This is a genomic window from Campylobacter sp. BCW_4323, from assembly GCF_001763115.1.
In the GTDB taxonomy this organism is placed as follows: Bacteria; Campylobacterota; Campylobacteria; order Campylobacterales; family Campylobacteraceae; genus Campylobacter_D; species Campylobacter_D jejuni.
The window spans coordinates 100,572-114,255 of sequence record NZ_MJYC01000039.1 but is presented as its reverse complement, the minus strand read 5'-3'; the positions used below and the strand labels follow the sequence as shown (position 1 = coordinate 114,255).

The window sequence follows — 13,684 nt, the reverse complement described above, 5'->3', positions numbered from 1 at the left end:
AATGTTACAAAAATTCTCATTGATATCAAACCTTAATGAAATTTAACTTTTTGTAAAACAAATTCAATTAAACTTCTATTTAGAAAAAAGTTTATTAAAATAAAAAAAGGAAAAACAATGAGCCAACAAGAATTTGATGTGCTTGTCATCGGAGCTGGAATTTCAGGAGCAGCATTATTTTACGAGCTTGCAAGATATACAAATATTAAAAATATTGCTTTGATAGAAAAATATAATACAGCTGCAACATTAAATTCTAAGGGAACGAGTAATTCTCAAACCATTCATTGTGGAGATATTGAAACCAATTATACTTTAGAAAAAGCGCGAAAAGTAAAAAGAACAGCTGATATGATAGTTAAATATGGACTCATGCAAAATGCGCAAAATAATTTCATGTTTTCTCATCAAAAAATGGCCCTAGCTGTTGGAGATATAGAATGTGATTATATGAAAAAACGCTATGAAGAATTTAAAGAACTTTATCCTTATATAAAATTTTTCGATAAAGCAAAAATCAAACAAATTGAACCCAAGGTTGTTTTAGGAGAAGATTGCAATCAAGATAGACCTGAAAATATCTGTGCCATGGGTGTTGAAAGCGGCGAGGTTTTTACAACTGTAGATTTTGGGAAAATGAGTATAAATCTAATAGAACAAGCGCAAAAACAAAATAAAAATACTTTTGTTGCCTTTAATCAAGAAATTATTCACATAGAAAAAAAGGAAGATATTTTTATATTAAAAACCTCAAATCATCAAGAATACCATGCCAAAAGCGTAGTTGTCAATGCTGGGGCACACTCTTTATATTTAGCACATAAAATGAACTTAGGTATGGATAAGTCTTGTTGGCCTGTTGCAGGAAGTTTTTATTTAACCAAACAAAAACTTTTAAACGGTAAGGTTTATATGGTGCAAAATCCTAAACTTCCATTTGCAGCTCTTCATGGAGATCCTGATTTGCTTGCTGATATGAACACTCGCTTTGGACCTACCGCACTTGTTATTCCAAAACTAGAACGTTATCATGGTCTAAAATCAGTTCCAGAATTTTTTGAAGCACTAAAACTTGATAAAACTGTTTTAAAAGTAACTTTTAATATGTTTAAAGATGCAACAATTAGAAATTACATCTTTTATAATTATCTTTTTGAACTACCTTTTATTGATAAAAGCTTATTTGTTAAAGATGCCAAAAAAATAGTCCCAAGTCTTAAAGCAAGTGATATTTATTATGCAAAAGGTTTTGGAGGCGTAAGACCACAAGTTATTGATAAAACTAAAGGAGAATTAATGCTAGGTGAAGCAAGCATCACAGAAACCCCTGGTATTATTTTCAATATGACTCCAAGTCCTGGGGCAACAAGTTGTTTAGGAAATGCTGAAAGAGACGCAAAACTTATATGTAATTACTTAGGAATGGAATTTAACGAAGATAAATTTTCTTCAGAATTATTGTAATCATTTTGTTTCTATTTTTAGCTACAATAATTTCAAAAGGAGTTTGCTATGCTTAAAAAAACAAAAATTGTAGCCACAGTAGGTCCAGCAAGTGAAAAGGAAGAAATTCTACGCCAAATGATTATCAATGGTGTAAATGTTTTCCGTTTAAACTTTTCTCATGGAACACATGAGTATCATAAAAAAAACTTAGATACCATAAGAAGAGTAGCTAAAGAATTGCATACTCGTATTGGAATTTTACAAGATATTAGTGGTCCTAAAATTCGTACAGGCGAACTTAAAGAACCATTTGAATTAAAAAAGGGTGATAGAATTGATTTTTATCGTGAAACAATTTTAGGGGAGAAGATTGCTCAAAATCATTATAAAATCAGTATTAATCAAAAATCTATTTTAGATATGTTAAAAATTGATGAATATATTTATCTATACGATGGATCAATTCGTGCTAAAGTAGTAAGCATAGATGATCAAAAAATTGAAACCATTATAGAAAATGATGGTTTTTTAAACTCAAATAAAGGTATTAATTTTCCGAACACTAAAATCAATATTGATGTTATTACACAAAAAGATAAAAATGATTTACTTTGGGGTATAAAAAATGAAGTAGATTTTTTAGCAATATCTTTCGTACAAAATGCGCACGATATTGATGAAGTTCGTGAAATTTTAGCACAAAATAACGCAAAAATATCCATTTTTGCAAAAATTGAAAAATTTGATGCAGTAGAAAATATTGATGAGATTATTAAATCTAGCGATGGTATAATGGTTGCAAGAGGAGACTTAGGTATTGAGGTACCTTATTATAAAGTTCCTAATATCCAAAAAGAAATTATACAAAAAGCAAACAATGCCTCTAAGCCTGTTATTACTGCAACTCAGATGCTTTTTTCATTAGCCAAAAGCAAAACCGCCACAAGAGCTGAAATTTCAGATGTTGCAAATGCTGTTTTAGATGGAACAGATGCAGTAATGCTAAGTGAAGAAAGCGCCGTTGGTATAGATCCTGCAAACGCTGTTGATATAATGTGCCAAACTATAATAGAAACAGAAAAACGCTATCCATATAACAAATTTAATGATTTTAATGATTTAGACAATACAGATAAAATCATGCGTTCTTCAGCTCATCTTGCAACAGATCTTAACGCTGATGCTATTTTTTCTTTAACAAGTAGCGGAAAATCTGCTATTAAGATTGCAAGATATCGTCCAAATATAGAAATCATAGCAGTAGGGCATTCTGAAAAAACCTTAAACTCTTTAAGTATAGTTTGGGGAGTTAATCCTGCGATCTTGGTTAACAAAAGTAATGAACTTACAGAATTATTAAAAGACTCTGTAAGATCAAGTGTTGAAAAAGGTTTTATGGATGAAGACAAATGCTATCTTCTAACTGCAGGCTTTCCAACAGGAGTAGAAGGTACTAGCAATCTTATCCGCATTCTCAATAAAGAGCAAATTACTTATTATCTACAATAAAACATTAAATTCCTTTGAAAATAAGGAATTTAATGTCCTTATAAATTTTTTAAGTCAAAAGTCGATATAAATTAAAGCCTCACACAAAGGAGCAAATATGCAAGTGAATACTTTTTCAAATATCGCTAGCATGGCACAAACACAAGTTAGCAATAAGAAGGCAGATGATGCTAAGGAAAACACAAAAGACAAAAATGTTCAAAGTGCTAATTCTAGCAAGGATGTAGATAAAAATACCCTTGAAAAATTAAATGCACTTGGTGGAAAGGGCATTACACAAATTTACCTAGTTCAGTTTCAACAGCAAACAATGAATGCTGTAATAGGTTCGAGCAATGCCCAAACTGGACTAGATAGTCTTTTAAATGGTGCCAATTTAGATACTGCGAAATCTATACTTACAAATATTGATTTTGCATCCTTAGGCTACAGTGGCAAAAATCCACTTGATATGAATACAGATGAACTTCAACAACTTGTAAGTGAAGATGGTTTTTTTGGAGTGGAAAATACAGCCAATCGCATCGCGGATTTTGTTATTAAAGGCGGTGGCGACGATGTTGAAAAATTGAAAAAAGGTCTTGAAGGTATGAAAAAAGGATTTGAGCAAGCAGAAAAAATGTGGGGTGGAGAACTTCCTCAAATCAGTCAAGATACAATAGATGCGGCACTTAAAAAAGTTAGCGATCGCATTGATGAACTAGGCGGAAAAACTCTAGATCTTCAAGCTTAACTAAAAATGCTTAGAAATTTCTAAGCATTTTTAGTTGTTATTAATATCAAAAGTAAAAAATTCACTCTTAAAATTATTAGGTAAAGTTTTATACTGAGATATCGCAGCTTCATAGTTCTTTACTTCTTGATACAACATACCAAGAGCTGCTTTACTTTCTTTGTTATTTTTATCTGTAAGTTTAGAAAGCTGCAAAAGCGCTATAGCTGAATTTGGATTATTTGCACCTACGGCTGCTACGGCTGCTAAAAATAAAGTTTTAGTATCTTTAGCTCCATAATCATCAATCAAAGAATTGTAAAGCGCATAAGCCTCCTCGTATTGCTGTGCAAAAATATCCAAATAAGCTAAAGTTTGCAAAATACCCTCATCTTTTGCTCCTGAAACATTAATCAACTCTTTAAATTTCTGTCTTTCTAAATTTAAAAGCCCTGCAATATGCATTAAATTAACATAAAATTCCCTAGCTATATTTGGCCCACCAAAAACACTACGATAATCAAGTTTTAAATTTTTAAAATGAATTTGAGCATTTTGAGCATATTCTTTAATATTTAAATTTGAATTTAAAGAATTAAAATACAAAATATTTGCCAAAATATCTTCAGGCAACTCTGAACGCAATTTAGCAATTTTCACATCTACTTGATTATTAAGGTTATTATTTTTAGCAACAATAGCTTCAAAAATCAAACTCAAAGGCGTGTCTTTTTTTGTTTCATCTAAATAAGGAAGCATAGAAATATAATCATTATTAACTAAAAACAACATACTTTTTTGCATATTAGCTTTAAAATTAGAATCAGCAGCTATATTATCAAGAATTTCATTGTAAAGTTTAGTTGTATCAATATCAATTAATTTTGCACAAAACATAGCAAAAGCACCTGCTAAGTAATTTTTAGGATTAAGATGATATGAACTTGAAAAATGCTTATAAGCAAGTTCATAATTTTGCATTTGGGCATAGGTTAAAGCCAAATTATAATGTAAAATACTATGTTCTGGATAATCCTTGATAAGTTTTTGAAATTCTTGGTTAGCAAGGCGTAACTTCTGATTTAATGCATAGTTAATAATATTGGCAATTTTTACATTGGTAGATGAAAGAGCCTTGCTTGTATTAAGATAAACTCCCGCATCAGCACTATCATCAACGAAATCTGTAACATTAGCTTTTTTAATATATAAAGCAGCCTGCTTACTATCAAAAACCTGATAAGGTGCAAAATAAAAAAGCAAATCGAATTGATCTTTTTGTTTTTTTAGCAAATCTTTTGAAAAAGAATTTTGAGCAACTGCTATATTAAAAAGATCCTTATTTAAACGAACTTGAATTTTATAAGTATCTAAAATCTTATATCTATCTTTATCGTTATCATAAGAATTTTGTAAGCGCGCTAACATATCTTGATAATTTCCTGTTTTAATATCAACCAATGTTAAAGCCGCTAAACTTTGATTAAAATCTCTTTCAATTTTCATCGCTGTACTTAAAGCGACTTTAGCTTTAGCATATTCTCCTATTCTAGCGTATAAAAGACCTAAAGATAAACTAGATTCAAAATTGCCTTGAGAATTTAATTGCTGTATAGCCTTGGAATCAAAGTCCATTTTTGCATAAATTTTAGCAGACAAATACTTTGCAACATCAGAATACGGCTCCACATCTGTTCTTTGCAACATTTGTAAGGCCTCAGGGTAATATCCTTTGTAATAATTAATCAAGCTTAAATAATAATCATATAATTTTGATTTTCCTTCTTTTGGAAGATACACTTGAGCTAAATCAATATAATATCTAAATTTTTCCTTATCATTAAGCTTTAAAGCACAAACAGCAGCATTGATAGCAGCTACACTTTGATTTTCTCCATTGGCTATAGCTTTCTTGAAGCTTTCAAAAGCTTCTTGGAATTTATTCTCATTCATTTGAGAAACGCCTAAATTATAATTAGATAAAGATTCATTATATACGGCAACTTGCTCATAAACTTTTAAAGCCTGTTCAACCTCACCCTTTAAATATAAAGCATTTGCTTTTTGGATCATACCATCAATTCTTTGCATATCATTGTATTTATATGATTCATCAGGCATAACAACAGGTTGTTCTAAAGGCTTAGAAGCTATAATATCTGGTTTAATTTTTCCTTCACTAAAAGTTAAATAAAAAAGTGTAAAAACTAAAATACAAATAATCCCCAAAGATAAACCCACAAGAGACATAAACTTACGATCTTTATACCAAGGCGTAGGCTCTTGACTTTCAACTTCTTCAAAAGTTGATACATCTTCAGGCGCACTTTCTCTTGTAAATTTAAAACCACTTTCACTATTTTCTTGAGGTAATTCTTCTGGCAATGATGCAAATTCTTCATCTTCTGGAGCTTGCCCCTCTTGCCCTTTAAATCCCTCTAAACTCTCATCAAGTCTTGGTTGATTTAAGCCATCTTCGGGTTTTTCTAGTATTATATCTTCTTGTTCAGCCATCTATACTCTTTAAAAATATTTTTTCAAAACATCAGGAATATGAATTTTTCCTTCTTTGTCTTGATAATTTTCCATAATCGCTACCAAGGTTCTTCCTACTGCCAAAGATGAGCCATTAAGAGTGTGGACGAGTTCATTTTTTCCTTGTTCGTTTTTATAGCGAATTTTAGCGCGTCTTGCTTGAAAATCACGACAATTTGAAACCGAGCTGATCTCACGATATTTATTTTGTCCGGGAAGCCACACTTCAAGATCCACAGTTTTTGCCGCACTAAAACCCAAATCTCCAGTGCAAAGCATCAAATGTCTATGCGCTAAACCTAAAGAACTGAGTAAATCACTTGCACACTCAAGCATTTCATTAAACACGCTATCACTTTGCTCAGGTTTAGTGATACTTACAAGCTCTACTTTTTCAAACTGGTGTTGTCTTATAATACCTCTTGTATCACGCCCTGCACTGCCTGCTTCTTTTCTAAAACAAGCGCTATAACAAGTCATTTTTATAGGTAAAGTTTCACTAGCTAAAATTTCTCCACTATAAAGATTGGTTACTGGAATTTCAGAAGTTGAGATCAAATACAAATCCTCATCATCTACCTTATACATATCTTCTTTAAATTTTGGCAACTGACCTGTCCCAAACATAGTAGCACCATTTACCAAAAAAGGTACATTAACAAATTCAAATCCACGACTTCTATTAAAATCTATCATATAATTTACCAAAGCACGGCTTAATAAAGCTCCTTCGTTCTTAAGCACACAAAAACGGCTTTGTGAAATTTTCACCCCACGCACAAAATCAAGCCAATTTAAGCTCTCTCCTAATTCAAAATGCTCTTTTGGAGTAAAATCAAAGCTAGGTGGATTTAAAACTTTTTTAAGCTCCACATTTTCATCTTCGTCTTCACCCACAGGCACAGACTCATCAGGGATATTTGGGATGGCATGAGCGATTTCTTCAAGCTCATTTTCTAAAGCATTTACTTTAGCGCTTTGCTCATTAATTTTGCTTTTATTTTCGCTTAATTTTGCTTTTAAATTTTCTTTATCTTCGGCTGTAGCAAGCTCTTTGCTGAATTTATTTTGAAAAGCTTGAAATTCTTCTAAAGCTGTTTTTTCTTTTTTTAAACTTGCAAAAAGTTCAGCAAGTTTTTTTAAGATATTTTCATCAACTTTTTTATTTTTTAACTTTTTAGCCACTTCATCAAAATTATTTTGCAAATTTTTTAAATCTAGCATTTTCTACTCCTTAAAGTCCGATTTTTTCATAAATTTTTTGCATTTTTTCTTGGGCAATTTTTCTTGCTTTTGTCGCACCAAAATCCAAAATTTCTTTCAAATGCGAAGGCTTTTCTAAGAGCTCATTGTATTTTTCTCTTGCTTCTTTAAAATAAGCATTTACAAGCTCGTTTAAATACATTTTAAAATGTCCATAACCCTCACCACCTTTTTCATAGCGTATTTGTAATTCTTTTTGCCCTGCTTCATCTAAAAAAAGCTTTGCGATTTTAAAAACATTGCAGTTTTCATGATCTTTTGGATCTTCTAAAGCAGTGCTATCTGTAACTATGGAAGAAATTTGTTTTTTTAAGATTTTTTCACTGCTAAAAATATCTATAGTATTTTGATAAGATTTGCTCATTTTTACCCCATCAGTACCTACAACTACAGCTACTTCTTCATTAACTCTCGCTTCTGGAAGGGTAAAAATTTCACCCCATTCATTATTAACTTTTAAGGCAATATCGCGTGCGATTTCAACATGCTGGATTTGATCTTTTCCCACAGGGACAATTTGCGTATCAAAAAGCAAAATATCTGCCGCCATTAAAACAGGATAAGAAAAAAGTCCGTGTGAAGCACTAAGCCCCTTAGCAACTTTATCCTTATAACTATGCGCACGCTCTAATAAACCCATAGGAGTAAATTGCGATAAAATCCAATAAAGCTCCATAACTTCCTTAACATCACTTTGCAACCAAAAAACGCTCTTTTGTGGATCTATACCAAGGCTTAAAAAAGCCGCAGCAGCTTTTAAGGAATTTTGTTGAATTTTTTCTCCATCTTGAGAAGAAGTCATGGCATGATAATTAGCAATAAACATAAACATTTGGCTTTTTTCTTGCGCATCTACCATTTGTTTAATCGCACCAAAATAATTACCTATATGCAAATCGCCACTTGGCTGAAGGCCTGTTAATACTCTCATTTTATCACCTTTTTAATCTCGCTTAAAAGCTCATCTATATTTTTATTTTCTATATTTAAAACAAAATTTGCCTTTTGTTCATACTTGCTTAAACGCTCATTATATAATTTTTTTGCTTTAATTTCATCATAAAATAAAGGTCTTTTAGAAATTTCATTTTCATCTAAACGCTTTTTTAAATATTCAAAATCTGCTTTTAAATAAATACAAAAACCTGCTTTTTCTAAATTTGAAACATTAACAAAGCCCCCACCTGTAGCAATACAAGTTTTCTCACAAGAACTAAAAAAATCAGCCATTTTTTGCTCTTGTTCTCTAAAAAAATTCTCCCCTTTTTGCACAAAAATTTCACTGACTTTTTGATTAAATTTTTGTTCTATTAAAAAATCACTATCTAAAAAAACAAGATCTAAATCCTTAGCTAAAGCTCTTGCTAAAGTGCTTTTTCCAGAACCCATAAATCCTATAAAAACGATATTTTTAACTTTCATCATTTTCTTTACTGCCCTTTTTACGCGAAGCAATCACTAAAGGCACACCTTCGAAATTAAATTCTTTTCTGATTTGATTTTGCAAATAACGCTTGTAGCTAAAATGCAAGGCCTTAGGACGATTCATAATAAGTGCAATTTTTGGCGGTGCTAAGTCATATTGTACTGCATAATAAATTTTAACCAATTTCCCATAATCATGCGGCAAAGGATGTGCTCTTGTAGCATTTTCTATCAAGGTATTAAGCTTAGAAGTTTGGATTTTTTGAGTAAAATTTTCAAAAATTTGCAAAATTTTATCGAGTAAAACATGCACCCTTTTTCCACTTAAAGCTGATACACTAATCACGGGTGCGTAAGCTAGAAATTTAAAACGATCAAGACGCAATTCTTTTACAGTCTTATCAAAATCCATCTCACTTTTATCCCATTTATTTAAAACAATAATCACACCCAAATAATGCTTAGCCACAAGCCCAGCAATGCGTTCATCAAGCTCGTTAAAGCCCTCATGCGCATCTAAAACCAAAAGTGCTATTTGAGAATGAGATAAAATTTTTTCCGTGCGATTTAGTGCAAAGCGTTCTAGTCCTTGAATTTTACCCCTTTTTCTAATACCTGCAGTATCAACAAATTCTATCACTTTATCTTTATGAACTACACTTTCATTAACAGGATCTATAGTAGTTCCTGCGATAGAACTTACAACACTGCGTTCTTGCTTAACCAAAGCATTTAAAAGACTTGATTTTCCAACATTTACACGCCCTACAATACCCACTCTGATATGATTTTGATCAACTTCTTTAAATTGAATTTCTTTTCCTTCTTCATAATGCTCTAAAAAATCTTCTAAATTTTCTTCTTCATCGGGGATTAAAAACTCTTCATGTAAAAATTTTTCAAGCCATTCATAAAGTTCATCTAAGCCTACATTATGAGTTACTGAAAGATTAAAGATTTCCTTTACGCCAAAATTTGCAAACTCCCAAGCCCTTTCTTCATCTTTTTTATTATCTACTTTATTAATCACTAAGGCTATAGGTTTTCCAAGTTTTTTTAAAGAATAAAAAAACTGTCTATCCTCATCATCAGGCGCTAATTTCCCATCAACTAGATAAAGTATGATATCGCTTTCTTTAGCTACTTTTAAAGTGTTTTTTTTCACATTTTTAAAAAGTTCATCACTTTCATCAAGCCCCCCACTATCAATAAGCATGGCTTTTTTTGAATGAATATGAATTTCTGTTTTATTTGTATCTCTAGTTGTGCCTGAAATATCACTTGTAATAGCTATTCTTTGTCTTGCCATTCTATTAAAAAGACTTGATTTTCCAACATTTGGCTTACCTATAAGTATAATGCTTTGCATTTTTTTCCTAGAAAATTATATTTTTAAAATTATATAAAATTTGGCTTAATATTAAGCAAAAAAAGACTAGAATTAACCCAGATTTTAGTCAAGGAAAAAAATGCTAAAAATAATCAAGCATAATTTAGGAATTTATTTCATGATTTTAGCATGTTTGGATTTTGCACTTATGGGAGCTTGTGCAAAAATTCTTAGCAAGGAAATGAGTTCTATAGAAATTATGTTTTTTAGAAATATCATAGGAATTTTTTTTATAGTCTATCTTTTAAAACGATCTAAGGCACATAAAGAAGGGGGACATTTTTGGCTCTTGGTATTTCGTGGAGTAGTAGGCACGCTTTCACTATATATGTTTTTCTATAATGTTTCAAATATTACACTAGGTGGAGCTTTTGCTTTTCAAAAAACTGCTCCTATTTTTATTACTTTAATAGCTTTTGTTGTTTTTAAAGAAAATATTGGCATCAAAGGCTGGATAGGAATTTTAATAGCATTTGGTGGAGTGCTTTTAATCGCTCAGCCTTGGGCTCATAATTTAAATCATTCAGGCTTTGATTTAAAAAATTCAGTTATAGGTATCACGAGTGGATTTTTAGCCGCTTTAGCTCTTACAAGTGTAAGAGAACTTAGAAAATCTTACACTACAGAACAAATTGCCTTTTCTTTTATCCTTTTAGGAACCTTAATGCCTTTAATTTCTATGATCAGTGCTGAATTTTTTGAACCACAGCATCTTGATTCTTTACATTTAGATTTCATTCTAGCACCTTTTGTGATGCCAAGTCTTACAGCTTGGCTTATCATTGCCATTATGGGAACTTTAGGCACCTTTTATCAAATTTATGTCACTAAAGCTTATGGTATCGCTAAACAAGCAGGAGTAGTTGCTGGAGTTAGTTATCTTGATGTAGTATTTAGTATGATAGTTGGGATAATTTTAGGAGATAATTTACCAAGTACTATGGTTTTTTTAGGTATAATAGGCATTATTTTTGGTGGATTAATTTTAGTTAAGAACAAAGGAAAAAAATGAAAAAAATGATACTCATTGCTGGTCCTTGTGTGATAGAAAGCAAAGATTTGATTTTTAAAGTTGCCGAACAATTAAAAAATTTTAATGAAAACCCAAATATAGAATTTTATTTCAAATCAAGTTTTGATAAGGCCAATCGCACAAGTATTAATTCTTTTCGAGGTCCTGGTCTTGAAGAAGGATTAAAAATTTTACAAAGCGTAAAAGATGAATTTGGCATGAAAATCTTAACCGATATACACGAAAGCAATCAAGCAAACCCTGCAAGCGAAGTAGCTGATGTCTTGCAAATTCCTGCTTTTTTATGTCGTCAAACCGATTTACTTGTAGCCGCAGCAAAAACTAAGGCAAAAGTTAATATCAAAAAAGGACAATTTTTAAACCCAAGCGATATCAAATACAGCGTTAAAAAAGTTCTACAAACCCGTGGCATAGAAGATGAAGGCTATGAAGCTGCTCAAAAAAATGGTGTTTTTGTAGCTGAAAGAGGAGCTAGCTTTGGCTATGGAAATCTAGTAGTAGATATGCGTTCTTTAGTTATCATGCGTGAATTTGCTCCAGTTATTTTTGATGCTACCCATAGCGTACAAATGCCAGGGGCTGCAGGTGGAAGTAGCGGAGGGAAAAGCGAATTTGTAGAACCTTTAGCAAGAGCGGCAGCAGCCGTAGGCATAGATGGCTTTTTCTTTGAAACACATATTAATCCTTGCAAGGCTTTATGCGATGGACCTAATATGCTTAATCTTACACGCCTTAAAAATTGCGTTAATACATTACTAGAAATACAAAATATCATAAAGGAAAACAAATGAATATTATTGAAGGAAAATTAAATTTAGACTCAAATACAAAAATTGCTATCATTAATGCAAGATTTAATCATATTATCACAGATCGCCTTGTAGAAGGAGCAAAAGATGCTTTTTTAAGACACGGAGGCAAAGAGGAAAATCTAAGCCTTATACTTGTTCCTGGTGCTTTTGAGCTTCCGTATGCGTTAAAAAAAGCTATAGAAAGCAAAAAATTTGATGCAATTTGTTGCGTAGGTGCAGTAATTCGTGGCTCAACTCCGCATTTTGACTATGTTTCAGCAGAAACTACCAAAGGCATAGCCAATGTGAGTTTAAATCATAATATCCCTGTAAGCTTTGGTGTTTTAACTACAGATACAATAGAACAAGCCATAGAAAGAGCTGGAAGCAAGGCAGGTAATAAAGGCTTTGAAGCTATGGCAACTGTAATTGAGATGTTAAATTTAAGCAAGGAGCTTTAATGGCAACGCGTCATCAAGTTCGCCAAAGCGTCATCTCCTTACTTTATGCTTTTGAATTAAATTCTCAAAACAACGTTTTTGTAGATGAAATTTTAGATGAAAAAAAAATACGCAATGAACAAAAAAATTTTACTTTAAATTTATATCATGGAATTTTAGATAATTTAAACAATATTGATGAAACCTTAAATTCATTTCTAAATGATAATCAAATTACAGCTTTAGGACATGTAGAAAGAGCTATACTAAGACTTGGAGCTTATGAGTTACTTTTTACCGATACTCCTAGTGCCATTGTTATCAATGAAGCTATAGAACTTGCCAAAGAACTTGCTAATGACAATTCTCCAAAATTTATAAATGGAGTTTTAGATGCCTTAATAAAGGCTAAAAAATGAAGCTTTGTGTCGCACTTGATCTTTCTACAAAAGAAGAATGCTTACAACTTGCTAAAGAATTAAAAAATTTAGACATATGGTTAAAAGTAGGTTTAAGAGCATATTTAAGAGATGGTTTTAAATTCATAGAAGAACTTAAAAAAGTTGATGATTTTAAAATATTTCTTGATCTTAAAATTCATGATATTCCCAACACTATGGCAGATGCTTGCGAAGAAATATCAAAACTTGGTGTTGATATGATCAATATCCACGCAAGTGCTGGAAAAATAGCCATGCAAGAAGTTATGACACGGCTTAGCAAATTTTCAAAAAGACCATTAGTTTTAGCAGTTTCTGCTCTTACGAGTTTTGATGAAGAAAATTTCTTTAGTATTTATAGACAAAAAATCGAAGAAGCTGTAATTAATTTTTCAAAAATATCCTATGAAAATAGACTTGATGGTATGGTATGCTCTGTTTTTGAAAGTAAAATCATCAAAGAACACACCCAAAGAAATTTCTTAACTCTCACTCCAGGAATTCGTCCATTTGGAGAGAAAAATGATGATCAAAAACGCGTCGCTAATTTAACAATGGCTAGAGAAAATTTAAGCGATTTTATAGTAGTTGGACGCCCTATTTATAAAGATAATAACCCTAGAAAAATTTGTGAAAAAATTCTACAAGAAATTTAATAATCATTATCCTTGTTATATTTTAATAATAAAAATTTTTAATA

General features: G+C 31.4%; 12 protein-coding genes and 1 pseudogene. 8 read left to right on the top strand and 5 right to left on the bottom strand.

Annotated elements, in window-relative coordinates; genetic code table 11:
• Positions 1-117 precede the first annotated feature (117 nt).
• The 3 genes from AJN60_RS03150 (at position 118) to AJN60_RS03140 (ending at position 3,688) form a co-directional block, all read left to right on the top strand.
• Positions 118-1,464, top strand: a complete 1,347-nt coding sequence (locus AJN60_RS03150) for an FAD-dependent oxidoreductase (protein WP_002870795.1) — start codon at positions 118-120, stop codon at positions 1,462-1,464.
• Between the two features lie 48 nt (positions 1,465-1,512).
• Positions 1,513-2,955 (top strand): pyruvate kinase, encoded by a 1,443-nt coding sequence (gene pyk / locus AJN60_RS03145; RefSeq protein WP_070283007.1) that lies wholly within the window; start codon positions 1,513-1,515, stop codon positions 2,953-2,955.
• A gap of 97 nt (positions 2,956-3,052) precedes the next feature.
• Entirely contained in the window at positions 3,053-3,688 is a 636-nt protein-coding gene (locus AJN60_RS03140; RefSeq protein WP_002860276.1) for a hypothetical protein, read from the top strand.
• A gap of 30 nt (positions 3,689-3,718) precedes the next feature.
• On the opposite strand, the gene pflB is transcribed toward AJN60_RS03140, so the two are convergent.
• Genes pflB through der form a run of 5 tightly spaced genes read right to left on the bottom strand, consistent with a single transcriptional unit; the run spans position 3,719 to position 10,259 of the window.
• Positions 3,719-6,181, bottom strand: a complete 2,463-nt coding sequence (gene pflB, locus AJN60_RS03135) for a motility protein PflB (protein ID WP_070285865.1) — start codon at positions 6,179-6,181, stop codon at positions 3,719-3,721.
• Between the two features lie 9 nt (positions 6,182-6,190).
• Complete coding sequence (gene serS, locus AJN60_RS03130; RefSeq protein WP_070233640.1) at positions 6,191-7,426, bottom strand: serine--tRNA ligase; 1,236 nt, start codon at positions 7,424-7,426, stop codon at positions 6,191-6,193.
• A gap of 10 nt (positions 7,427-7,436) precedes the next feature.
• The gene (gene trpS, locus AJN60_RS03125; RefSeq protein ID WP_070285864.1) at positions 7,437-8,396 is read right to left on the bottom strand and encodes a tryptophan--tRNA ligase; all 960 of its coding nucleotides are present in this window, start codon (positions 8,394-8,396) and stop codon (positions 7,437-7,439) included.
• Complete coding sequence (locus tag AJN60_RS03120) at positions 8,393-8,890, bottom strand: shikimate kinase (RefSeq protein ID WP_002861145.1); 498 nt, start codon at positions 8,888-8,890, stop codon at positions 8,393-8,395. Before AJN60_RS03120 ends, trpS begins: the two co-directional genes overlap by 4 nt.
• Entirely contained in the window at positions 8,877-10,259 is a 1,383-nt protein-coding gene (gene der / locus AJN60_RS03115) for a ribosome biogenesis GTPase Der (RefSeq protein WP_070285863.1), read from the bottom strand. Before der ends, AJN60_RS03120 begins: the two co-directional genes overlap by 14 nt.
• Positions 10,260-10,359: 100 nt before the next feature.
• On the opposite strand from der, the gene AJN60_RS03110 reads away from it, so the two are divergent.
• From AJN60_RS03110 to pyrF, 5 genes and pseudogenes are all read left to right on the top strand, one after another.
• Positions 10,360-11,292, top strand: a complete 933-nt coding sequence (locus tag AJN60_RS03110) for a DMT family transporter (RefSeq protein WP_070285862.1) — start codon at positions 10,360-10,362, stop codon at positions 11,290-11,292.
• Positions 11,289-12,104 (top strand): 3-deoxy-8-phosphooctulonate synthase, encoded by an 816-nt coding sequence (gene kdsA / locus AJN60_RS03105; RefSeq protein WP_070285861.1) that lies wholly within the window; start codon positions 11,289-11,291, stop codon positions 12,102-12,104. Before AJN60_RS03110 ends, kdsA begins: the two co-directional genes overlap by 4 nt.
• Positions 12,101-12,565, top strand: coding sequence for a 6,7-dimethyl-8-ribityllumazine synthase (gene ribH / locus AJN60_RS03100; RefSeq protein WP_002870785.1), 465 nt, complete (start codon positions 12,101-12,103; stop codon positions 12,563-12,565). The genes kdsA and ribH overlap by 4 nt, the downstream gene beginning before the upstream one ends.
• Complete coding sequence (gene nusB, locus AJN60_RS03095) at positions 12,565-12,963, top strand: transcription antitermination factor NusB (protein ID WP_002854405.1); 399 nt, start codon at positions 12,565-12,567, stop codon at positions 12,961-12,963. Before ribH ends, nusB begins: the two co-directional genes overlap by 1 nt.
• Positions 12,960-13,637, top strand: a pseudogene (gene pyrF, locus AJN60_RS03090) (orotidine-5'-phosphate decarboxylase); the annotation flags it as partial. The gene nusB and the pseudogene pyrF, both read left to right, overlap by 4 nt.
• Positions 13,638-13,684: the final 47 nt, after the last annotated feature.